The organism is Caldimonas thermodepolymerans, from assembly GCF_015476235.1.
Taxonomy (GTDB): Bacteria; Pseudomonadota; Gammaproteobacteria; order Burkholderiales; family Burkholderiaceae_C; genus Caldimonas; species Caldimonas thermodepolymerans.
This window is the reverse complement of sequence record NZ_CP064338.1, coordinates 1,129,765-1,152,044: the sequence shown is the minus strand read 5'-3', so window position 1 is coordinate 1,152,044 and position 22,280 is coordinate 1,129,765. Positions and strand designations below refer to the sequence as shown.

The window sequence follows — 22,280 nt, the reverse complement described above, 5'->3', positions numbered from 1 at the left end:
CCGGGGGCGTCCGACAGTGCTGTTCTTCGCAGGAGCACGCCATGCAGGTCCAGCACGAAGGTGGGACGGGTCGCGAAGCCGAGCGCATGGGTGCCAGCCTGCACGAGGAAGCGCGCTTCCACGACGAGCGCATCGAACACGACCAGGGCGAGCGCCTGAGCTATGTCTATGCCAGCGTGGCCGACGTCTACCAGTTCGCGACGCTGTCGCCGGTCGAGCACCGGGGCAAGCGGGTGCTGGAAGTCGGCTGCTTCCTCGGGGACCAGCCCCGCCGCGCGCCCGATTTCCAGGGCCACTATCTCGGCATCGACATCAGCCCGGCCGCGATCCGTCACTGCCAGTCGCTGGGCCTGCCGGCGCATTTCGAGTTCCGCGTCGACGACGCGAACGTGCTCGACTCGGTCGAGGACGGCAGCGTGGACCATGCCTTCGGCCAGGGGGTGCTGCATCATCTGGAGCTCTCCCGCTTCGCCCCTGCGCTAGCGCGCAAGCTCGCGCCGGGCGGCTTGGCACGCTTCGTCGAGCCGGCCCAGGGCAACGCGCTGCTGCGGCTGTTCCGTCGGCTGACGCCGTCGTTGCGTACCCCGGGCGAAATGCCGTTCGACCGCCGTTCGATCGAGCAGCTGCAGCAACATGTCGACGTGAAGATCCGCCACCACGCGCTGCTGCGCCCCTACCTGCCGATGCTGTTCGGCAACCACCGCAAGGTGGCCGAACTGGCGCGCCGCACCGACGACCTGCTGTTGGGGCACGCCTGGCTGCAGGGTCAGGCTTGGCTGCTGCAGGTCGAGCTGCGTCCGCGCTCGGGCTGACGGGCGGCCTCAGCCCGTCACCTCGTCGAACACCGCCAGCCAGTCGCGCACGAAGCGCTCGATCCCGAAGCGCTCCAGCGCAGTGCGCCGCCCCCGTTCGCCCCAGGCGCGCGCCAGCCCGGGGTCGTCGATGAGCCGTTGCATCGCCTCGACCAGCACCGGCAGGCGCGTGTCGACCAGGCCGTTGTCGCCGCTGCGGATCACGTTGGCCAGCTCGGTGGTGGCCAACCCCACCACCGGCACGCCGACCATCATCGCCTCGATCACCGACAGTCCCAGGCTGGTGTAGCGGATCGGGTTGAAGAAGAAGCGGTAGCCGGCCATCACCTCGGCGAGCCGGTGGTTCTCCACCTCGCCCCGCCCGCCGGCATGTGCCAGTTCCAGCGAGCCCATGCCCACCAGGCTCAGCGGCACCTGCTCGCGCACCTGCAGGTAGACATCCAGGCCCAGGCGGCGTCCGCGCCTCAGCAGGTGGTTGACGACCACGAGGCCCTCGGCGCGTTCGCCGCGGTAGGCTGCCGGCGACAGCAGCTTCACGCCGTGCTCCACCACCCGCACGGGCGTGATGCCGCTGTCCCACATCAGCGCGTTGAAGTGCGTGCAGTGCACCAGCAGGGCATTGCGGTCCTGCACCCAGTGGCGCGTGTTCGTCGGGTGTTCCTGCGGCGGGTCGTGTTCCAGGTAGATGCGCGGCAGCGCGCGCTGCGCAGCGCCCAGCAGCTGGTGTTGCTCGCTCTCCCAGGCGTCGCGGGACTGGAACAGGATGACGTCGAACTCCATCTCGCGGATGCGGCTGACGTGCACCTCGTGCACGTTGTCGCCCCAGGGCAACGCGCCGCTGCAGCCACTGTGGTGCGGAGTGCGTCCGTCGTCGGTGACCAGGTGGAAATCGTGCGGCACCTGCGTGAGGTAGTACAGGTAGTTGCCATGCACGTGCCAGGTCAGGACCCTCAGTCGTCTACGTGGCATGGGGTTCCTTCCGCAGCAGGGCCCGCGCAGCATCGAGCACGGCCTCGACCGGCACGCCGCGGGCGCATTCGTGACCGTACGGACAGACCGGGTGGGCGCACGGCCGGCACGGCGCGTCGCGCCAGAGCACGCGGTGGCGCTGCGCATCGAGCGGCCGCCAGCGCGCCACGTCGCCGCCCGAGCTGATCACGACGCTGGGCACCTGCAGCGCCGCGGCCACGTGCGAGATGCCGGTGTCGTTGCACACCACGAGCCGCGCCCGCTCGACCAGGGCCCCGAGCTCGAACAGCCCGGTGCGACCGGCCAGGTCGGTCGCAGGCGCACGCATCGCGGCCTGCACCTGCCGGACCAGCGGGGCTTCCCCGCTCGTGCCGGTCAGCACGACGGCATGTCCTGCACCGGCCAGGGCATCGGCCACGCGGGCGAAGCACGCAGCCGGCCAGCACCGCGACGGCAACTGCGCCCCCGGGTGCACGACCACGTAAGAACGCGGGGGCACGAGCCCGCGCTGCCGCAGCGCCCGACGGTCGGCCTCGCCGAGCGGGAACTCCAGCGCCCGGCCCCGGCGCGGCACGCCCAGCGCGTCGGTCAAGGACAGCAGGCGGTCGATCTCGTGGCCCTGCTGCGGCCACGGCATGAAGTCCGCCGGGTCTTCCCCGCCATCGCCGCCGGTGCAGAAGCCGACCGTGCGCTGCGCGCCGAAGCGCCGCACCAGCGGGTTGGTGACGGTGCCGCTGCCGTGCATCTGCAACGCCACGTCGCAGGACTGCGCCCGCAGCCGCGCGAGGAAGGCCGGCCAGGCCCGGGCGTCGCAGCGCCCCTCCGGCAGCGCCGGGTGGCCGGGAAACGCGACGAAGTCGTCCAGGCAGGACAGGCGCTGCGCCAGCTCGCGCGCCCACGGCAACCCGACCAGGGTGAGGCGCGCCGCAGGACAGGCTGCACGCAACGCCCGCCAGGCCGGCACCGCGCACAGCACGTCGCCCAGCACCAGCGCGCGGAAGAGCGCGATGCGTCGCACGCCGGCATCGAGCGGCCGCATCGCATGCCCTTTCAGAACGCGCCGCGGTACAGCGCGCAGTGCCGGCACACCGAGGGCGGTTCCTCGCTCGCCAGGCGCGCGCGGAACTGCCGCGCCGCCTCGCCGTGCCAGCGTGCGAGCACGCCGCCGTCGTCGACGCTGCCGAAGCTGGCCCGGTCGGGGGTGCCCGCCATGCAGCAGGGCAGCATCTCGCCGCCCGCCGTCAGGTACAGCCCGTCCCAGGGCCAGGTGCAGCGCGCCGCCTGCGGGTTGGGCGTCAGCCGCGGCAGGTGCAGCGTCACGCCCAGCGCCGCGGCAAGCCGCGAGGCGTGCGCGAACACGGCGCGCGCGTGGGCCAGGTCCTCGGGCGCCAGCTCGGCCTGGCGCACGTGCTCGCGGATCGGGATGTAGCGCTCGGGCAGGTCCGGCTGCTCCAGGTCGCTGGACAGGCGCTGCACCTGCACCTCGTGCACGCCGAAGCGCTGCGCCAGCCGCAGCACGGCCGGCAGCTGGTCCAGCGTGCGGCGCATCAGCACCATCACCAACCGCACCTCCGGGCCGCGCCCTGCAGCCCGGTCGCGCAACGCGGCAAGCCGCGCGAGGTTGCGCAGCACCTTGTCGAACGAGGCCCGCACCCGCACCGACTGGTACAGCTGCGCATCGGCCGCGTCGATCGAGATCGACAGCGCGTGCAGGCCGCTGTCGATGCAGCGCTGCGCGCGCTGCGGCGTCAGCAGCGTCAGGTTGGTGTTGGCCGAGACGCGGATGCCGCGCGCGCTGGCCCACGCCACCATCTCGAAGAACTGCGGGTTGAGCATGGGCTCGCCCAGGCCCTGCAGGTGCAGCTCCTGCAGCTGCGGCAGCTGTTCGATCCATTGCCGGAAACGCTCGAACGTGAGATGGCGCGGCGCATCGGCACGGTGGTTGACGGTGCACATCGGGCACGCGAGGTTGCACAGGCCGGTCGGCTCGATCTGCGCGAAGCGCGGCAGCGGCGGCAGCGTCGTGTCCGGCGCAGGCGGCAAGGTGTGGGTCGTCATGCCTGCCCTCCCTGGGTTGGGCGTCAGAGAAACGGCACGCGGTAGCGCACCGCGCCGGCCAGGCGCCAGAACACCGCCACGTAGGGAATCGCGATCGAGGTGACCACCATCTCGGCCACGTGGCGCGGCGCGTGCGAGGTGCCGCGCAGCCGCCGCCAGGCGAGTTCGCCGATGAAGCCGGCCGCGACCGCCGCGAACACCGCCGCCCAGCCGCCGGCGCCGCCCAGCGCACAGGCCAGCGCGGCCAGCGTGGCGAGCACCACGACGTAGTAGCGCCACGGCGGCAGGCGCCGGATCAGTTCGCGGTAATGCTGCGGGTGCTTCTTGTACAGCAGCGCGTCGAAGCGCATGTTGCCCTGCTGGCGCAGGCTCACGCCCCAAGGCGCCTCGCGCACCGGGTGCACCACCAGCGCGGCGGGCACGTGGGCCACGGTGCCGAAGCGCTCCAGCAAGGTGAAGTACAGGTCCGCGTCCTCGCGCCAGGCGCGCTGGAAACGTTCGTCGAACCCGCCCACCGCCTCCAGCGCCTCGCGCAGCACGAAGGCGTTGGCGGTGGCGAACTCGGCGCTCTCCAGCCCCTGGGTGTTGCGTTCATGGTCGGTCGGCACCGGCGAGGTCGGCACGACGATGCGGCCCCACACCGCCACGCGACCCACGCTCATGCCCAGCAGGCCGTAGCGCAGCCAGTCGGGGTCGGGAATGGTGTCGTCGTCGGTGAAGGCGATCACCGGCGCACGGGCCGCACGCCAGCCGCGGTTGCGCGCGGCCGCCGGCCCCCGGGTGTCCTCGGCACGCAGGTAGCGCACCTCCGGCGTGCCGCCGGCCTGCGCGGCGATGGCGGCGACCACGTCCTCGCTGTCCTCGCTGCAGCCGTCGTCGACGACCACGATCTCGTAAGCGGTCGGGTCGAAGCGCTGTTCGAGCAGGGCTTCCAGGCAGCGGCGCAGCAACGCCGGGCGCCGGCAGGTCGGCACGACGACCGACACGCGCAGCGCGGCCGCCTCCTGCGCCAGCGGCATCCGGGCCGCGGCGTCGGCCGTCCCGGCCGCACCGGCGGCCGGCGGCGACACCTCGGACCGCCCGTCGCGCTGCCGCGCCACCGGTGCAGCCTCCGGCCCGAAACCCGCCCCCCCGGCGGGGTCCAGCGGGCTGGCGTGCGTCGAACTCATGGTCGTTTCTCCAGCAGGAAGGAGCCGATCACCAGGGCGTCCAGCGGCGTGCTGTAGAACGCATGCAGCGCGTCCTGCGGCGTGCACACCACGGGCTCGCCCCGCACGTTGAACGAGGTGTTGACCAGCACCGGCACGCCGCTCAGTGCGCCGAAGGCCTTCAGCAGGTCGTGGTACGGCGGGTTGGTCTCGCGCCGCACCGTCTGCACGCGTGCCGTGCAGTCGGCATGGCAGACTGCGGGAATGCGCGCAGCCTGCCCGGGTCGGACCCGGTAGACGAACAGCATGAACGGCGCCTCGCCGCGGTTGGCGTCGGCCGGCTCGAACCACTGCGCCAGGTCCTCCTGCGGCACCGCCGGGGCGACGGGGCGGAAATCCTCGCGGTCCTTCAACTCGTTCAGCCGCGCCTGCATGGCCGGGTCGACCGGTGAGGCCAGGATCGAGCGCGCCCCCAGCGCACGCGGGCCGAACTCCATCCGGCCCTGGAACCACCCGATCACGGCGCCGTCGGCGAGCAGCCGGGCGGTCTCGCGCGGCACGTCGACCAGGCGCCGGTACGGCAGCCCGGCCCAGCGCAGCAGGGCCTCGATCGCCTCGTCGTCGTAGCCGGGCCCCCAGTACGCATGCTGCATGCTCCAGACCCGCGGGGCCGGGGCGCCGCGCTGCACGCTGCGCTCGCGCCAGTCGGTCCACAGGGCCGCGCCGAGCGCCGTGCCCGCGTCGCCTGCGGCCGGCTGCACCCAGACCTCGTCGAAGATGCCGGCATCGCGCAGCTTCGCGTTCATCACGCAGTTGAGCGCGACGCCGCCGGCCATCGCCAGCTGGTGCTCGCCACTGCGCTCGCGCAGCCAGGTGGCCAGTGCCAGCACGGTGTCCTCGAGCACCGACTGCAGCGAGGCCGTCAGGTCGAGGTGGTGCTGCTCCAGCGGCGCGCCGCGCTCGCGTGCCGGCCCGAACAGCGCCACAGGGTCGAAGTCCGCCACCGCGTAGCCGCCCTGCGCGCCGACCTGCACGATGCGGCGGAAGGCGTCCAGCCAGCGCGGGCGGCCGAGGGCGGCCAGCGCCATGACCTTGTACTCGTCGCTCGAATGCAGGAAGCCCAGGTGCCCGGTGATGCGCTCGTAGAGCATGCCGAGCGAATGCGGCATGCGCACCTCGCCGAGCGCGTCGTAGCGGCCGTCGCGCCAGCGCCCGTAGGTGGTGCTGACCTCCTCGCCGCGGCCGTCCAGCGTCATCACCGCGCAGCGCTCGAAGGGAGCGGCCAGGAACGCGCTGGCCTGGTGCGACAGGTGGTGATCGACGAAGTGCCAGCGGAACGGCCCGTCGTGCCGCACGCCGGCAAACCGCCGCTTCAGGTGGTGCGGCGCGCCGGCGGCCAGCTGGCGCGGCGCATTGACGATGTAGCTGGCAAACAGCGGGTCCCAGACGCTTTCCCATTCGCCTGCCGGCCCGGCCGAGGGCTGCATCGGCAGCGTCACCGTCTCGCCGGGCACGCGCTCGCGGAGGAAGCGCTGCGGGTCGTAGCTGTAGGCGACGTGGTCGACCTCGGCCAGCGTCAGGCCGGCCTCGGCCAGGCAGTAGTCGATGGCGTGGAACGGCAGCTCCCAGGTGCTGAACGGCACCGGTCGCTTGGCGTGCTTGATGCGCGTGAAGCGCTCCTCCTCGGCGGCGGCGACCAGCTCGCCGTCGCGCACCAGCGCGGCCGAGCTGTCGTGAAAGGCTGCGTTGATGCCCAGCGTGATCATGCCCAGGCGGCTTCCGTCGGCCGGGGGTGGCCGGTGGCGGTGGTCGGACGGTCCGCCCCCATCAGCTGCAACGCCGCGGCCACCACCGCCTGCGGCTCCACCTTGCGCAGGCAGTCGTGATGGCCCTGCGGGCAGACGCTTTTCAGGCAGTCGCGGCACGGCACGTCGTGGTTGAGCACGCGGTGCGGCACCTGCCATGGGGTGTGCTGCGGATTGGTCAGGGCATACAGGTCGACCACGGGCGTCCCGAGCGCCGCGGTCAGGTGCACCGGCCCGCTGTTGTTCGAGACCAGCACGCGGGCCTGCTCCAGCAGCGCGGCCAGCTCGCCGATGGCCAGCTGCCCCGCCAGCGAGACCGAGCGCTGCCGCATCGCCGCCTGCGCCTCGCCCACCAGCGTCGCCTCCGCCCGGCTGCCGGTGTAGACCACGAGGCAGCCGGTCTCGCGCGCGATCGCATCGGCCGCGGCACCGAAGCGCGCCGCCGGCCAGCGCCGCGACGCGGCGCTCGCGCCCGGGTGCACGACGACGTACGGCTCGCCGTCGGCGAGGCCGATGCCGGACAGCAACGCCCGCACCGCGACGCGGTCGGCCTCCCGGCAGTGAAAGCGCAGGCGTTCGTCGCGCGTGCGCAGGCCCACGCTGCCCACCAGGGCCAGCTGGCGCTCCACCTCGTGGCGCTGCGCCTGCTGCGGTTCGGGATCGGGCACCCAGTGGGTCAGCAGCTCGTAGGGGTTCTCGCGACTGTGCGCCAGGCGCAGCGGGATGCCGGCCAGCCGGCACATCAGGGCGGCGGGCAGCGCGCTTTGCGTGCAGACGGTGAAGATCACCGCGGCATCGAAGTGCCGGCCGGCGAGCTGCGCGAGCATCTGGCCGTCGGCCTCCGCGACGCGCGATGCGGTCCCCTTCACCCACGGTGCGTCATAGACGATGACCTCGTCCACGTCGCTCAGGTGCGGCGCCAGCGCCGCGCCCGCGGGCGAACACCACAGCGCCAGGTGCACTTCCGGCAGGCTCTCGCGCAGTGCGCCCAGCGCGGGGGTGCTCATCAGCACGTCCCCCAGGTGGTCCAGGCGCACCGCCAGCACCCGCCGCACGTCCCGCCAGCCTTCGGCCAATGGCATCGGTGGGCCTCACGGTCGGGGTTGGGCGGCCGGCAGGCGCGCGGCCGTACGGGTCGCGACCGCGACGCCGTCGGCCGCGGTGATGTGCCATGCCGCTGCGAGCAGGTCGGGCGCCGTGTGGTGCGGCATGCGCTGCGGCGAGGTGCGCCACACCGTCTCGTTGCCGACGTCCAGCATCACGGTACGGCAGCCGGCACGCCGGCCGGCCTCCACGTCGTCCAGGATGTCGCCCACCATCCACGAGCGCGACAGGTCGAGGTGCAGTTCCTCGGCCGCGCGCAGCAGCAGGCCGGGGGCGGGCTTGCGGCAGGTGCAGCCCGGGCGGGACGGGTCCAGGCCGGGCGCATGCGTGCAGGCGTAGAAGCCGTCGAGCAAGACGCCATGCACGGCAAGCCTGCGCATCAAGGCCTCCTGCAGGCGCGCCAGCGCGCGTTCGTCGAACAGTCCCAGGCCGACACCGGGCTGGTTGCTGATCATCACCATGCGGTAGCCGGCCTCGGCCAGCCACTGCAGCCCGGCGACGGCGCGCGAGGTGAAGCGCAGCTGCGCCGGGTCGACGTTGTAGGGCACGTTCTCGACCACCGTGCCGTCCTTGTCGAGGAACACCGCGGGCGCACCGCCCGTTGCATCGGGGTTCAGGGCCATGATGTCTCCATCAGCGGCAACACCATCATCTCGGGAATCACCGATTCGCGCGGCATCGTCAGCAGGAAGCGCACCGCGACCGCGACGTTGGCCGGGTCCTGCAGCTTGCCCGGGTCGATGCCTTCGAAGCGGTCGAGCAGGAACGGCGTACGCATGCCGCCGGCGATCAGCGCCGACACGCGCACGCCGTGCGGACGGAACTCCGCATGCAGCGCGTGCGACAGCCCGAGCAGGCCCCACTTGCTGGCGTGATAGGCGCTCGCGTTCGGCCAGGCCCGCCGCGCCGCGGTCGAGGCGACGTTGACGATCTGCCCGCCGCGACCGCGGTCGCCCTCGCGCAGCACAGGCAGCGCACACTTGCTCATCACGAACGGCCCGCGCAGGTTGGTCGCGATCACCCGGTCCCACTCGGCGAAAGTCAGCTCGTCGACCGGCTTGGTGACATCGATGCCTGCGTTGTTGACCAGGATGTCGAGCGCGCCGAACGCTTGCACGGCGTGCTCCACTGCGGCGGTGGCCGAGCCCGCGTCGGCCACGTCGAGCTGCAGCGGCAGGGCCTGCCCGCCGGCCGCCTCGATCTCGCCGGCCACCTGCTCGCAGCCCGGCCCCCGGAGATCGGCGACCACGACGCGCGCACCGCCGGCGGCCAGCGTGCGCGCGATGGCCGCACCCAGCCCTTGCCCGGCGCCGGTGACCAGCGCCACCTGGCCCTCCAGCGGGGTCATCGCGGGTGATGCCGACGTGACCATGCCTGCCCTCCTTCGTGCGCTCAGTGGGTCGCGGAATGGACCAGGCCCAGCGGCGCGGAGCGACCGCGCGGCAGGGGCACGACGTCCGCCGTGTGCTGCACCGGCGAGGGCCGCAGCACCGCAAGCGCGCCGGCCAGCTGGCGTGCCACCCGCTCCCAGGTGAACAGCGAGCGTGCGCGGCGGATGCCGGCGCGCCCGAGCGCGCGCGCCAGTGCCGGGTTGTCGCGCAATGCGGCCAGGCGACGTCCCAGCGCCACGGGGTCGTGCGGTGGCACGAGGAAGCCGGTGACGCCGTGCATCACGGTGTGCTGGATGCCGCCCACCGCGCTGCCGACCACCGGCCTGCCGCAGGCCATCGCCTCCAGCGGCGTGATGCCGAAGGGCTCGTACCACGGCGTGGTCACGAACACGTCGGCGGCGCCGTAGTACAGCCGCAGGCGCTCGCGTTGGCGCCGTCCGGTGAAGACCACGCGCCCGTCCACGCCGGCCTCGCGCGCGACGTCGCGCAGGCGGGCGATCTCGGGCGTGACGCGCTCGTCCGGGGTGTCGGACTCGCCGCCCACCACGAGCAGGCGCGACGGCATCCCCTCGCCCAGGTACGCCATCGCCCGGATCACGTTGTCGATGCCCTTGCGCGGCACCAGCCGGCCCAGCTGCAGCACGATGAACTCGTCGGGATCCAGCCCCAGCTCGCGGCGCACTGCGGTGCGGTCCATCGGCCCGAACTCGGCAGGGTCGAAGCCGCACGGCACGGTCACCATGCGCCGGGGGTCGGCGCCGTACAGGCGGATCAGGTCCAGGCGATCCTGCGGGCACTCGGCGACGACGCAGTCCGCCTGCGCGACCAGCTCGCGCTCGATGCCGATGCGTTCGTCGGGAAAGCCGTCGGCGGCGCGCTGGTGTTCGCGCCGCACGAGGCCGAGCGCATGGAAGGTGATCGCGAACGGCGTTCCGAAGGTGCGCTTGAGGTGCAGCGCGACGCAGCCTGACATGAAGAAGTTCGCATGCACCACGTCGTAGCCGCCGCCATGGCGGCAGCGCGTCTCGCAGGCCTGCGCGAACTCCTGCATGTGCGGCAGCAACTGCTCCTTCGGCACGAAGCAGGCGGGTCCCGCGTCGACATGGATCACGCGCAGCCCGGGCCGCAGGTGCACGACGGTCGGCAGCGCCGGATCGTCGCGGCGCGTGTAGACGTCGACTTCGTGTCCGGCGCGTGCGAGGCACTGCGCCATGTGCATCACATAGATGTTCTGTCCGCCTGCATCCACGCCCCCCAGGGTCGCCAGGGGCGAAGCGTGTTCGCTGATCCGGGCCATCTTCATGCGGAACCTCCGGGGACTGCGGGCGGATGCCGGCAAGGCAGTGCCCCGGTCCGGCAATCGGCGTGCCTCGCACGGTCGCGACCCGCGCCGGCAGCGGCGTGCGCAGCTTCAAGCGGCTTGCATGTAAGTTGCGCGCCGCAGCGCGGTAAAACTTCCCGGCGCGCCAAAGAAGAAGGCCGCACGCCCCGGCAGGGACGTGCGGCCGTCGGGCCGGGGAGGCTCACTCCCAGAACGGGCGCGAGTGGTAGTGCTGGTGCACGCTCTGGTGCCAGCCCATGTCGGCATCGCTGGGCCACTGGTCCTTGTCGAACCCCGGCGCGCTCTCGAACACCTCCTTGTCGGCGTCGAGCACGAAGCACTTGCGCTCGGTGTCCAGCGTGAGCGCCCCCCACGGGATCGCGAACAGCTTGTCGCCCATGCCGAGGAAGCCGCCGGAGGACATCACCGCGTAGGCGATGCGCCCGCGCGGCACGTCCAGCATGATCTCGGTGACCTTGCCGAGCGTCTCGCCCTGGCGGTTGACCACCTTGTCGCCTTCCAGCGTGTCGGCCGTCATCAGACGGGGGCCGGGGCCGCTGCTGTTGATGTCGATGCGGGCGCCTTCGCCCGGTGTGATGTTGGCCATCGTCGGTCTCCTTGCTCTCTGTCGTGACTTCAAGGGAATGAAACGGAGTGCCCCCCGTTCCGGGCAGCTGACCCGCAACGCCGGGGCCCCTCCATGGTCGGCAACCCCTGTGCCCGAGGCACCGGCGGCGTGCCGTCCCGGCGCGAGCGCGGACGCCGGCGCATCGTCGCCCAACTTGTATGCATCAGTTACATCCTGTGAGCGAGATGGGGGCAGACTACGCACTGCAGCGCCCCGGCCTGCAAGAGCACGCCCCGGCCCGTCCGATCGATCGCGCTGAACGCCATGTCCGAACCGTCACGCCGCCTGCAGGATGCACGCGCGCGCCCTGCTGACCGCGCCCGCGAGGCCGGGCGCGGCTGGCTGAAGTGGCCGGCCGCCTCGTTGCGCGCCTACTTCGTCATCGTGATCCTGGTCGCCACGGTGCCGCAGGCGGCCTTCGTCTCCTACCTGATCTACCAGGAGACGGTGCGCGCCCGCTCGCAGATCGAGGACGGGCTGCGCCGCACCGCCCACACCTTCGCGCTGGCGGTCGAGCGCGAGATCGTGTCGTCCATCGACGCGCTGTCCATCCTGGCGCAGTCCGACTCGCTGCAGGCCGGCGACGTGCGCCGCTTCTACCTCACGCTGACACGCCGCCCGACCATGCGCGACACCTGGCGCAGCGCCTACCTGGTCGCCTCCGACGGCACCCTGCTGTTCTCCACCGACCGCCCGTATGGCGCGCCGCTCGGCAACGTCGACGGTTCGCCGGAGTTCGACCAGATCAAGCGCACCCGCGAGCCGGTGGTGACCGACCTCGTGCTGGGCCACGACACCGACCAGCTCGTCACCGGCATCCAGGTGCCGGTGCTGGTGCGCGGCGAACTGAGGTACGTGCTGGGCGCGCGCATCACCACGCACGAATGGCAGGCACTGATGCGCCAGGCCAGCGTGCCCAAGGGCGGCTTCCTGTCGCTGTTCGACGCCAACAACCGGGTCATCGCGCACAGCCTCGACGCCGCACCGGCGCTCGGCCACGAGACGATCCCCGCGCACGCCGGAGCCGACGGCACGCCGCTGCGCGATGCGCCCCTGGTCGCCGGCACCACCTACGCTGCCTGGCACCGCGTGCCGCCCGCCGGATGGGGCGTCGGCGTGGGCATCGCCGCCGAACCGTTCGAGCGCTCGCAGCTGGCTGCCGTGGCGGCCGCCATGGGTGCGGGCCTGCTGTCGCTTTCGCTGGGACTGGCGCTGGCCCTGCTGGTGGCGCGCCAGGTGACCGGCCCGCTGCAGCAGCTGGCCAAGGACGGCCCGCAGTCCGCCCCCGGCAAGATCGTCGTGCGGGAGATCGCGACGCTGCGCGATGCACTAGTCTCCTCGGCCGAACAGCGCGAGGTGGCGCGCGCGCGCCTGCAGGCCAAGGCCGACGAGTTCGAGGCGCTGTTCACCACCATCCCGATCGGGCTGGCGATCGCCCAGGACCCGCAGTGCAACGTGGTGCTGATGAACCCGGCGCTGGCGGCGATGTTCGATGACGCGCCTGCACGGGAGGCCTCGCGCATGGAGCCCTCTGGCACCTCGCCCGCCGGACTGCCGCAGGTGTTCCGCCGCGGGCAGGAGCTGCCGGCCGAGCAGCGCCCGCTGCAGCAGGCCTGCCGCGAGGGCGTCGAGCTGCGCGACGTGGAGCTCGACATCGTCCACGCCGACGGCCGCACGATCAACGTGCTCGCCTACGCGGTGCCGCTGCTGGACCCCGCAGGCCGGCCGCGCGGTGCCATCGCGGCCTTTGCCGACATCACCGAGCGCAAGCGTGCCGAGCAGCGCCTCATCGACGCCGAGCGGCAGCTGCGCGAGAGCCAGAACCTGGTCGAGCTGGCGCAGGAAGCCGGCCATGTCGGCTTCTTCGACTACCACTTCGCCGACGACTGCATGGTCTGGACTTCGGGGCTGGCCAAGCTGTTCGGCATCCCGCAGGACCAGATCGACCCGCGCTGGAACGGCTGGGCACAGCACGTGGTGTCCGACGACGCGCGCGCGGTGCGCCAGGCGGTCGACGCGGCGCTTGCCCAGCAGGCCGGGCAGGCCACCTTCGAGTTCCGCGCGCAGCGCGCCGACGGGTCGATCCGCTGGCTCGCCAGCCGCGTGCTGCTGTCCTACGACGAGCACGGCCGGCCCTCGCGCATGATCGGCGTGAGCGTGGACGTGAGCGACCAGAAGCTGGCCGAGCAGGCGCGTGCCGAACTGATCGCGCGCGAACAGGCCGCGCGGCGCGACGCCGAGAACGCCAACCGCGCCAAGGACGAGTTCCTCGCCATGCTGGGCCACGAGCTGCGCAACCCGCTCGGCGCCATCGCCGCGGCCGTGGAGGTGCTCAACCGCGTGGGCGCACAGAACGACACCGCGCAGAGCGCGCGTCGCATCATCAGCCGCCAGACCAGCCACCTGGCCAACCTGATGAACGACCTGCTCGACATGGCGCGCGCCACGGCCGGCAAGATCAACCTCAACCGGCAGTGCATGAACCTGGTCCAGCTGGTGCAACGCCCGCTCGGTGCGCTCGAAGTCTCCGGCGCGCTCAAGCATCACCACGTCACCGTGGACCTGCAGGACGCCTGGGTGATGGTCGACGCGATGCGCTTCGAGCAGGTGGTGACCAACCTGCTGACCAACGCGGTGAAGTACACCCCGGATGGCGGCAGCATCCACGTGCGTGTCGGCATCGACGGCAATGACGCGGTCCTGGAGGTGCGCGACACCGGCGCGGGCATCCCCGAGGCGCTGCTGCCCCGGGTGTTCGACCTGTTCGTGCAGGGCGAGCGCACGCTGGACCGCCGCCAGGGCGGGCTGGGCATCGGGCTGACCCTGGTGCGGCGCCTGGTCGAGCTGCACGGCGGCACGGTGCAGGCCGCCAGTCCCGGACCGAACCTGGGCAGCACCTTCACCGTGCGGCTCAAGCGCGCGACGCCGCCGGTGATGGCCGTCTCTCGCCCGCAGGCCCCGCTGGCCTCCCGGCGCCATGTGGTGGTCGTGGAGGACAACGAGGACGCCCGAGCCGCGATCGAGAACCTGCTCACCCTCGCCGGCCACCGCGTGACGACCGCACCGGACGGCGAGACGGGCTTGCAGAAGGTGCTGGAGGAAACGCCGGACGTCGCGCTGATCGACATCGGCCTGCCCGGGCTGAACGGCTACGAGGTGGCGCAGCGCCTGCGCGCGGTCGGGCACCGCACGCGCCTGATCGCCCTGTCGGGCTACGGGCAGCCGCACGACATCGAACGCGCGTTGACCGCGGGGTTCGATGCGCACATGGTCAAGCCGATCGACGTGGCGATGCTGCAGAACATCCTGGCCGGCACCTGAAGCCGGCCCGGTGCGGTGGCTCAGTCCTCGGGCCGTCCGGCCGCGTCGTCCTCGTCGGCCTCTTCGTCGTCGTCGACGACCAGGTTCTCGCCGGTGATCGCCTCCAGCCCGTCCTCGCCCAGCTCCTGCAACAGCTCGGGATCGAGCGGCACGACGCGGTCCGGGGCGATGTCGGCCCCTCCGGTCACGCCGCCATCGCGGTCGGCCAGCGCCCGCGACCCGGTGCCCGCGGCATCGCTGCCGTCGTCGAGTTCCGGATCCCCCTGGTCGGCGCCTGCCCCGGGCGAGCGATCCAGCCCCGAGGTGGTGCCGGCATCCAGCCCTTCGGCCTGCGCATCGGTCAGCCCGGGTCCGCCCAGCAGGTCGCTGCCGCTGTCGGAACTGTCGCTCGGGCCGAGCGGCCCGCCCTGCCGGCCTTCGCCCGCTTGCGGGACCCGGCGTCCGCCCACCACGCTGCTTTGTGCCATGCCATGACTCCTTCGCTCGGCCGAGGGCCGTCTTCACCTGCCAGCAAGCGGGGTGCCCCGGCTGCCGGCTCAGTGCAGGGCCGTCGCCTGCGCCGCGGCCGCCGCAGCCTGCGCAGGCACCCGGGGCATCGCCGCGCCCTCGTCAGGGGCGGTGTGGGCGGTACGCACCAGCTTCTCGACCGGGAAGCCCTGCCCGCGCGCCTTTTCGACGTAGCCGGCATAGACCTCGTCGGCGAGCTGCGGCGTGCGCGAGAGGATCCACAGCGCATCGCGTTCCGGCGTGCCCACCAGCGCGCTGCTGTAGTCGGGTGCCACGGCCATCACGCAGTAGTCGGCCCACACGCCCGGCCACCAGTGCAGCCAGGCGGGGGCGAAGCAGACCTCCAGCCAGCCCGGCGGCATCCTGGCGGCCGGACGCCCCACCGCCTCCGCTTGCTGCAGTGTGCCGTCGCTGCGCACGCAGCGATTGACGACACGCAAGCCGCCTTCAGGTTGCAGCTCGTACAGCGCCTGCACGTCGCTGGCGCACTCGTCCTGGTAGCGGTTGGGCAGGCGAGCCACCTCGAACCACAGCCCCGCATAGCGCTGCAGGTCGACCGGCACGACGGAAAGCTCGGGCGGTTCGACCACCGGAAACGGCAGGCCGAACCCGGCCAGGAACGCCCCGCCCTTGCGCCCGACCAGCGGTGCGACGAACGAGGTGACCAGTGGCAGCAGTACCGGTGTCAGCAGCGGGCGCAGCAGGCCGTGGCGGGCGCGACGGCGGCGGCGCGGCCCGGCACCTGCGGCCGTGCGCCGGCGTCGTCCCAGGCGGCCGAGCAGCCAGCCGCCCGCCAGCGTGGTGGCCGCGCCGACCAGGGCGGTGCGCAGGCGCTGCCGGCCGGCGGCGCGCAGCTGCTGCCACGTGGCGACCGTGCGGGCATCTTGTTGGCGGATCCGCGCCTCGGTCTCGCGGATGCGTTGCTCGATCTGTTCCAGCGTGGACCGCAGCATGGGGCTCCTCGGGGCGCGGGTCAGGATGACGGGGGCGGCTGCTGCCCCAGGGACTGCAGCTGGCGGATGGTCGCCGGAAATCCCAGGCGATGGACCAGCGAGCGCATCGACCAGCCCAGCCACGCCGCCATCGCGAGGTTGAGCACGATCAGCAGCGCCACCGCGACGGCCCAGTGCACGTTGCCGTGCAGCACCAGCCAGGCACCGAGGCCGCACACCAGCGCCAGCCAGGCGGTGACGATCAGCACCGCGGCCATCACCGCATAGAGCATCAGCTGCACCAGCGTCAGGCCGGTGCGCTGCGTCTCCAGCGAGAACAGCTGCACGCGCTCGTGCAGGCTGGCGCGCAGCTCGCCCCACAGGGCCCCGACGGCTTCGCCGAACGAAGCCGGCGGCGCGCCGGCATGCGCCGCCGCAGCAGACGCCTCGTCGGCGCGCGCGGCGGCGTCGGCAGACGTGCTGTCGGCCATGGTCAACGGTGGTGGCTGGACGAGAAGATCTTCGCGATCACCATGCCGGCCACGGCCGCGACGGCCAGCGACGTGAACGGATGCTCGCGCACATAGCTGCGTGCCGAATCGATCCACTGCTCCTCGAGCGCGCCGAGCCGGTCGGCCTTGGCGTGCAGTTGCTCGCGATAGGTGCTCGCACTCTCGCGCAGCTTCTCGACCGCCGGGCCGGCCTTCGCCGCCACGCGGTCGATGGTTTCATGCGCGCGTGCCGCCACACGGTCCACCACGTCGTCGGTCGCACCGACGCCATTGCTTGTCGTGGCGCCGGTGCCTGGGGTGCCTGCCGTCGTTCCAGTCTGGTTTTCCATGGTGAATGACTCCTTGTTGTGCGGCGTCACCGAGCCTGAGGCTCACGGGACAAGACCCGCCGGGTTAGTAGGAATTGCAGCGCGATTTGCACCGGGCCGGCAGCGGCGCGAGGACATGGTCGCACAGATCGCGACGCAGCCGCACGCCGGCTCCGGGTCCGGCCAGGGGCGCTGCCTACCGCACGCTGCCGCGTCGCAGCAGGTTGACGATGGCAAGCAGCACGATAGCGCCCACCAGCGACACCAGCAAGGCGCCGATGCTGAAGGCGTTCTCGTTGATGCTGGGCACGCCGACCAGCGGCGAGATCAACCAGCCGCCCAGCGCCGCACCGATGATGCCGACCACGACATTGAGGATGACGCCCTGCTGGGCGTCGGTACGCATGATCATGCTGGCGATCCAGCCGATCACGCCGCCAACGACTAACCAAACGATGAAGTTGATCACGGGCATGCTCCTGTCAAGTGGGTGGACGAACAAGTGAACGACCGGCATCCCCGCGTCGGGACACGCACCGCTCACGCAGGCTGGTCCAGCAACCGGCGTGCCGCTCGGCCGGAACGGGGGGTGCCACCCCCGTCCGCGCCGTCGGGCACGCGGATTGCGATGACCCGGGCGGTCCGCCGTCGGGCCGCCAGCGCCGGCGCCGCCGTCCTGCGCCGCGCCGGAAGACGCCCGGCGCCTCGAGCATCGCGCGCTTGCCTGGCCCTCCTGTTGATTTCACGCACGGGAACCGCACCCGGGGAAGATCCACCCATGCACACGCCCCTGCCTGGCACTGGCAGCAGCAGACGGGCTTCGCCGCTGGTCGCCGGATCCGCCGACGCTGCCGGCGGCCTGCCGGACCTGCGCCCGTTCGCCGAAAGCCTGGACGACGTGTTCTGGCTCGCCGACCCCGAACGCGGGGAACTGCTGTACGTCAGCCCCGCCTTCGAGGCGGTCTGGGGCATCCCCTGCGAAGCCCTGCATGAGGCGCCGTCGCGATGGAACGAGGCACTGCTGCCCGCCGACCGCCCGCGCCTGCCCGAGCCGTTCTTTGCCGGCCGGCCCGGGGACGCGTCGCGGGAGCTCGACTACCGCATCCGGCGTCCCGACGGCGCGGTGCGCTGGATCCGCGACCGGCGCTTCGCCTGGCGTGACGCGGCCGGCCACGTCGTGCGCGTCGGCGGCATCGCGGAAGACGTGACCGCGCGCAGGCAGGACGCCGCGCATCGCGATGCCGCACGGATGCCCGCCAGCGAGGGGTTCCTGGCCGTCATCGTGCACGAGCTGCGCTCGCCACTGAACGCGATCCACGGCTGGACCCATGTGCTTCGCCATGGCGGCGGGCACGCTGCCGCGCAGCTGCGCGCCCTCGAGGCGATCGAGCGCAGCGTCCAGGCCCAGGCCCGCCTGATCGACGAACTGCTCGACGTGCAGCGGGTGCTGCAGGGCGCGCTGCGGCTGGACCTGCACGAGGTGCCGCTGGCCTCCCTGCTCGAAGGGGCCGTCGCCACCTGCCGGCCGCAGGCCGAGGCCCGGCACCAGAAGCTGGTGCTGCAACGCCCTCCCTCCATGGTCCGCCTGCATGCGGACGGCCAGCGGCTGCACCAGGCGCTGGCCCGGCTCATCGCGCACGTCGCGAGGTTCACGCCCGAGCATGGCGAGATCGCCATCCGCACCCGCATGGCGGCGCAGGGCATCGAGATCGCCGTGTGCCCCTGCGACCTCGCCACGCAGACGCAGGGGTCGACGGGCCACGCCGCCGGCGCCGGCCTCGGCTCGCCCTCGGTCGCGCCGAGGATCGGACTGGTGCTGGCCCGGCTCTTGGTCGAGCTGCACGGGGGACAACTGCATCCCCCGGGCACGGGGGGTGGTCAGGACACCGGCTTCGTGGTCTCGCTGCCGCTTTGCGCAGAGCCCCCCGCAGCAAGGCCTCCCGCGGATTGACACGCTGTTGCAACTCCCGCGGCGTTCGTGAGGCAGGATAGCCATGCCGGGCACGCGGAATGCGCCTCTGCCCGGCGCACTCCGGGCCGGCGGCCTCCCCGTCATAACTGTCAGGGCCGGCGCAGGGTGAAACCATTGCAATGAGACATTGCAGGCCCATAATGGGTGTCACTCACGGGCTGCACGCCAGGAGGTACGAGGCGTGCAACGGCGCCCGGCAATGCCTGCAGTGTCAGCGGTCCTGCACGCGGCCCGTCGCCCGTGCCTTGGGGACAAAGGCCGTCACGGTGCCACGGCGACCCGTACCTGCACGACAACCATCCCGACCGTTCGGGAAGCCGCCGAGGAGACGGAACAGCCAGCGGGGCATGATGCCCGCCGGCCTTTGTACCCCTGCGCCGGCAGCGATGCGGGGATGTCCATCGGTTGCGCAGGCTTCACTGCATCGACCGGCACACGACGCGCAGACACCAAGCCCGGCATCGTCTGCGCTTTTGGAGGAAGAAGATGGGGCACGCACTCATCGTCGAAGACGATGCAGACTCGGCCGAGATGATGGCGGCGCTGATCGCCAGCGAGGGCTTCACGGCCGCCACCGCGACCAGCCTGCGTGACGCGCGCCGGCAACTGGCGCTGCAGGAGCCCGACATCGTGCTGCTGGACCTGGTGCTGCCCGACGGCAGCGGCATGGAGCTGTTCAACGAGCCCGAGACGCTCGCGAACACCGAGGTGGTGCTGATCACCGGCCACGCCAGCCTGGAGACCTCGATCCAGGCGCTGCGCCTGGGGGCGGCCGACTACCTCATCAAGCCGGTCAACATCAAGCAGCTGCAAGGGATCCTGTCGCGCGTGATGCGCCCCTCGACGCTGAAAGCCGAGATCGCGAACCTGCGCGCCGAGTTGGAGCGCACCGGCCGCTTCGGCCTGCTGTGGGGCCGCTCGGCGGCGATGCAGCGGGTCTACGAGCAGGTGGCCCGCGTCTCGGGCACCGCGGTCACGGTGCTGATCACGGGTGAAAGCGGCACGGGCAAGGAGGTGGTGGCGCAGACCATCCACGAGCTGAGCCGCCGCCGCAAGAAGCCGTTCCTCGCGGTGAACTGCGGCGCGATCTCGCCGCAGCTGATCGAAAGCGAGATCTTCGGCCACGAGAAAGGCGCCTTCACCGGCGCGGACCGCCTGCACCAGGGCTTCTTCGAGCGCGCCCACGGCGGCACGCTGTTCCTCGACGAGATCACCGAGATGCCGCTGGAGCTGCAGGTCAAGCTGCTGCGCGTGCTCGAGACCGGCACCTTCATGCGGGTCGGATCCACCCAGTCGATGGAAGCCGACGTGCGCGTGATCGCGGCGACCAACCGCGTGCCGGAACAGGCGGTGCAGCAGGGCAAGCTGCGCGAGGACCTGCTGTACCGGCTCAACGTCTTCCCCATCCACCTGCCGCCGCTGCGCGACCGGCCCGAGGACGTGTCGCTGCTGGCCGAGCACTTCCTGCAGGACATCTGCAAGCGCGAGGGCGAGAACAAGCGCTTCGCGCCGCAGGCGCTCGAGAAGATGCGCAGTTACCGCTGGCCCGGCAACGTGCGCGAGCTGCGCAACGTGGTGCAGCGCGCCTACGTGATGGAGGAAGGCCACGTCATCGGCGACGAATGGCTGGTGTTCGACACGCCGGCCGTGCAGGAGCAGCGCGGGCCCTACCTCACGGTGCGGGTGGGCACGCCGCTGGCGGACGTCGAGCGCTCGCTGATCCTCGCGACGCTGCAGCACTTCGGTGGGCACAAGGAAAAGACCGCCGCGGCACTGGGCGTGAGCCTCAAGACGCTCTACAACCGGCTCAAGGAGTACTCGCAGGACAGGGGCAGCACGCCCGAGTCGTCCTGAGACGGCCCCTGCTGCCTGCGCGGGCGGGCGTCAGCCCTCCAGCGCGACGTTCACGGGCATGGGCTGCAGCACCCGCACCAGCTCCTTCGGGTCGATCGCGACCAGGAAGCCGCGCCGCCCGCCATTGATGTAGATGCGCGGCAGCTCGGCGATGCTGGCTTCCATGTACACCGGCAGCGCCTTGCGCGTGCCGAACGGCGAGGTGCCGCCGACCTGGTAGCCGGTATGCCGCTGCGCCACTTCCGGCTGGCAAGGCTGCACCTTCTTCAGCCCGGCCTCGCGCGCCAGCTGCTTGGTCGAGACGGTGCGGTCGCCATGCATCAGCACGATCAGCGGCTGGCGCCGCTCGTCCTCCATCACCAGGGTCTTGATCACGCAGTGCTCGTCGACCCCCAGCTCGCGCGCGGACACGCGCGTGCCGCCGTGCTCCTCGTACTCGTACAGGTGCGGCTCGAAGGCCACGCCGTGCTGACGCAGAAAGACGGTGGCCGGCGTCTCGCCGGCATGTTCCTTGCGCGACATCGCTCGCCTGCCCTCACTGCGCCGGGTCGCGGATCTCCCAGCGGATGCGGTCGATCTCCGCCAGCACCTCGGGGCTGAGCGTCGTGCCCCAGGCGTCGATGTCCTCGTCGAGCTGCTCGCGGTTGGTCACGCCGATGATCGTGCTGGCGACCTGCCACTTGGTGTAGCAGAAGGCCAGCGCCATGCGCGCCGGCGTCATGCCGTGCTCGCGCGCCAGCGCGTTGTAGCGGCGCGCCGCTGCCAGCGCCTCGGGACGCCCCCAGCGCTGCTTGCGCATCGACTCGAACAGCGCCATGCGGCCGGGGGCCCGGCCTCCCTGCGGCTCGATGCCGCTGTCGTCGTACTTGCCGGTCAGCAGCCCGAAGCCGAGCGGCGAGTAGGCCAGCAGCGACACGCCGTAGCGGTACATGGTCTCGTCCAGCCCGTTCTCGACGCTGCGGTTGATCAGGCAGTACGGGTTCTGCACGCTGGCGATGCGCGGCAGGCCGTGCTGCTCGGCCACGCGCACGAACTCGGCCACGCCGTACGGCGTCTCGTTGGACAGCCCGATCGCGCGCACCTTACCGTCGCGCACCAGGCGGCCCAGCGCGTCGAGCTGCTCATGGATCGAGCTGACCGGCCTGTCGCGCGCCGGGTCGAAGTAGATCGCGCCGAACATCGGCACGTTGCGCACCGGCCAGTGGATCTGGTAGAGGTCCAGGTAGTCGGTCTGCAGGCGGCGCAGGCTGTCCTCGCAGGCGCGGATGATGTCCTCGCCGGTCAGGTCGGGGCTCGCGTTGCGGATCCACTGGTAGCCGCGCACCGGGCCCGCCACCTTGGACGCCAGCACGATGCGCTGGCGCATGCCCGGGCGCGCGGCCAGCCAGCGCCCGATGATCGATTCGGTGTGCGTGTGGGTCTCGGCGCTGGGCGGCACGGGGTACATCTCGGCCGTGTCGAGGAAGTCCACGCCGCGGGCCACCGCATGGTCCATCAAGGCATGGGCGTCGGCCTCGCTCACCTGTCGCCCGAAGGTCATCGTGCCCAGGCAGATCTTCGCCACCTTGAGGCCGCTTCGGCCCAGCTCGGTGTATTCCATCTCGTCGGGTCCTCCTGTCGCGGGGGAGTTGCGGGAAC

21 protein-coding genes are annotated in these 22,280 nt (G+C 72.0%); 4 read left to right on the top strand and 17 right to left on the bottom strand.

What is annotated here, in order from left to right:
- Nucleotides 1–41 precede the first annotated feature (41 nt).
- A complete protein-coding gene (locus tag IS481_RS05525) occupies nucleotides 42–812 on the top strand; it encodes a class I SAM-dependent methyltransferase (RefSeq protein ID WP_104357536.1) in 771 nt (256 codons plus the stop codon).
- 9 nt (nucleotides 813–821) lie between these two features.
- On the opposite strand, the gene IS481_RS05520 is transcribed toward IS481_RS05525, so the two are convergent.
- The 10 genes from IS481_RS05520 to IS481_RS05475 form a co-directional block, all read right to left on the bottom strand.
- Entirely contained in the window at nucleotides 822–1,781 is a 960-nt protein-coding gene (locus IS481_RS05520; RefSeq protein WP_104357535.1) for a glycosyltransferase, read from the bottom strand.
- Nucleotides 1,771–2,820 carry a glycosyltransferase family 9 protein gene (locus IS481_RS05515; RefSeq protein WP_104357534.1) on the bottom strand — a complete coding sequence of 350 codons (1,050 nt, stop codon included), beginning with the start codon at nucleotides 2,818–2,820 and terminating at the stop codon, nucleotides 1,771–1,773. The genes IS481_RS05520 and IS481_RS05515 overlap by 11 nt, the downstream gene beginning before the upstream one ends.
- An 11-nt stretch (nucleotides 2,821–2,831) precedes the next feature.
- Nucleotides 2,832–3,839, bottom strand: coding sequence for a radical SAM protein (locus tag IS481_RS05510; protein ID WP_104357533.1), 1,008 nt, complete (start codon nucleotides 3,837–3,839; stop codon nucleotides 2,832–2,834).
- A gap of 23 nt (nucleotides 3,840–3,862) precedes the next feature.
- Nucleotides 3,863–4,858 carry a glycosyltransferase family 2 protein gene (locus IS481_RS05505; RefSeq protein WP_104357628.1) on the bottom strand — a complete coding sequence of 332 codons (996 nt, stop codon included), beginning with the start codon at nucleotides 4,856–4,858 and terminating at the stop codon, nucleotides 3,863–3,865.
- Between the two features lie 146 nt (nucleotides 4,859–5,004).
- The gene (locus tag IS481_RS05500; RefSeq protein ID WP_104357532.1) at nucleotides 5,005–6,753 is read right to left on the bottom strand and encodes a carbamoyltransferase family protein; all 1,749 of its coding nucleotides are present in this window, start codon (nucleotides 6,751–6,753) and stop codon (nucleotides 5,005–5,007) included.
- Entirely contained in the window at nucleotides 6,750–7,874 is a 1,125-nt protein-coding gene (gene waaF, locus IS481_RS05495; RefSeq protein ID WP_104357531.1) for a lipopolysaccharide heptosyltransferase II, read from the bottom strand. Before waaF ends, IS481_RS05500 begins: the two co-directional genes overlap by 4 nt.
- 9 nt (nucleotides 7,875–7,883) lie before the next feature.
- Nucleotides 7,884–8,519 (bottom strand): D-glycero-alpha-D-manno-heptose-1,7-bisphosphate 7-phosphatase, encoded by a 636-nt coding sequence (locus tag IS481_RS05490; RefSeq protein ID WP_104357530.1) that lies wholly within the window; start codon nucleotides 8,517–8,519, stop codon nucleotides 7,884–7,886.
- Nucleotides 8,510–9,268 (bottom strand): SDR family oxidoreductase, encoded by a 759-nt coding sequence (locus IS481_RS05485; protein WP_198425459.1) that lies wholly within the window; start codon nucleotides 9,266–9,268, stop codon nucleotides 8,510–8,512. The genes IS481_RS05490 and IS481_RS05485 overlap by 10 nt, the downstream gene beginning before the upstream one ends.
- Before the next feature lie 20 nt (nucleotides 9,269–9,288).
- The gene (locus IS481_RS05480; protein ID WP_104357528.1) at nucleotides 9,289–10,590 is read right to left on the bottom strand and encodes a glycosyltransferase family 4 protein; all 1,302 of its coding nucleotides are present in this window, start codon (nucleotides 10,588–10,590) and stop codon (nucleotides 9,289–9,291) included.
- Between the two features lie 220 nt (nucleotides 10,591–10,810).
- Nucleotides 10,811–11,215 (bottom strand): PRC-barrel domain-containing protein, encoded by a 405-nt coding sequence (locus IS481_RS05475; RefSeq protein WP_104357527.1) that lies wholly within the window; start codon nucleotides 11,213–11,215, stop codon nucleotides 10,811–10,813.
- A 285-nt stretch (nucleotides 11,216–11,500) separates the two neighbouring features.
- Here IS481_RS05475 and IS481_RS05470 point away from each other — a divergent pair, with 285 nt between their 5' ends.
- The gene (locus tag IS481_RS05470; protein ID WP_104357526.1) at nucleotides 11,501–14,557 is read left to right on the top strand and encodes a hybrid sensor histidine kinase/response regulator; all 3,057 of its coding nucleotides are present in this window, start codon (nucleotides 11,501–11,503) and stop codon (nucleotides 14,555–14,557) included.
- 20 nt (nucleotides 14,558–14,577) lie between these two features.
- On the opposite strand, the gene IS481_RS05465 is transcribed toward IS481_RS05470, so the two are convergent.
- The 5 genes from IS481_RS05465 to IS481_RS05445 all read right to left on the bottom strand — a co-directional run bounded on the left by IS481_RS05465 (nucleotide 14,578) and on the right by IS481_RS05445 (nucleotide 17,282).
- Nucleotides 14,578–15,024, bottom strand: coding sequence for a hypothetical protein (locus IS481_RS05465; RefSeq protein ID WP_104357525.1), 447 nt, complete (start codon nucleotides 15,022–15,024; stop codon nucleotides 14,578–14,580).
- Nucleotides 15,025–15,093: 69 nt separating this feature from the next.
- Nucleotides 15,094–16,017, bottom strand: a complete 924-nt coding sequence (locus tag IS481_RS05460; RefSeq protein ID WP_104357524.1) for a lipocalin family protein — start codon at nucleotides 16,015–16,017, stop codon at nucleotides 15,094–15,096.
- Between the two features lie 20 nt (nucleotides 16,018–16,037).
- Nucleotides 16,038–16,487: a phage holin family protein gene (locus IS481_RS05455; RefSeq protein WP_104357523.1), complete on the bottom strand. Its 450-nt coding sequence runs from the start codon at nucleotides 16,485–16,487 to the stop codon at nucleotides 16,038–16,040.
- 2 nt (nucleotides 16,488–16,489) lie between these two features.
- Nucleotides 16,490–16,837 (bottom strand): ElaB/YgaM/YqjD family protein, encoded by a 348-nt coding sequence (locus IS481_RS05450; RefSeq protein ID WP_114699286.1) that lies wholly within the window; start codon nucleotides 16,835–16,837, stop codon nucleotides 16,490–16,492.
- Nucleotides 16,838–17,012: 175 nt separating this feature from the next.
- Entirely contained in the window at nucleotides 17,013–17,282 is a 270-nt protein-coding gene (locus IS481_RS05445; protein ID WP_104357627.1) for a GlsB/YeaQ/YmgE family stress response membrane protein, read from the bottom strand.
- A 312-nt stretch (nucleotides 17,283–17,594) separates the two neighbouring features.
- Here IS481_RS05445 and IS481_RS05440 point away from each other — a divergent pair, with 312 nt between their 5' ends.
- Together IS481_RS05440 and IS481_RS05435 are read left to right on the top strand one after the other, a co-directional pair.
- Nucleotides 17,595–18,767 carry a PAS domain-containing sensor histidine kinase gene (locus IS481_RS05440; RefSeq protein WP_170067463.1) on the top strand — a complete coding sequence of 391 codons (1,173 nt, stop codon included), beginning with the start codon at nucleotides 17,595–17,597 and terminating at the stop codon, nucleotides 18,765–18,767.
- 507 nt (nucleotides 18,768–19,274) lie between these two features.
- On the top strand, nucleotides 19,275–20,642 hold the full coding sequence (locus tag IS481_RS05435) for a sigma-54-dependent transcriptional regulator (RefSeq protein WP_104357520.1): 1,368 nt from the start codon (nucleotides 19,275–19,277) through the stop codon (nucleotides 20,640–20,642).
- A 30-nt stretch (nucleotides 20,643–20,672) separates the two neighbouring features.
- Here IS481_RS05435 and ybaK read toward each other — a convergent pair whose 3' ends face one another.
- Both ybaK and IS481_RS05425 read right to left on the bottom strand, forming a co-directional pair.
- Nucleotides 20,673–21,164: a Cys-tRNA(Pro) deacylase gene (ybaK, locus tag IS481_RS05430; protein ID WP_104357519.1), complete on the bottom strand. Its 492-nt coding sequence runs from the start codon at nucleotides 21,162–21,164 to the stop codon at nucleotides 20,673–20,675.
- 13 nt (nucleotides 21,165–21,177) lie between these two features.
- Nucleotides 21,178–22,242: an aldo/keto reductase gene (locus IS481_RS05425; protein ID WP_104357518.1), complete on the bottom strand. Its 1,065-nt coding sequence runs from the start codon at nucleotides 22,240–22,242 to the stop codon at nucleotides 21,178–21,180.
- Nucleotides 22,243–22,280: the final 38 nt, after the last annotated feature.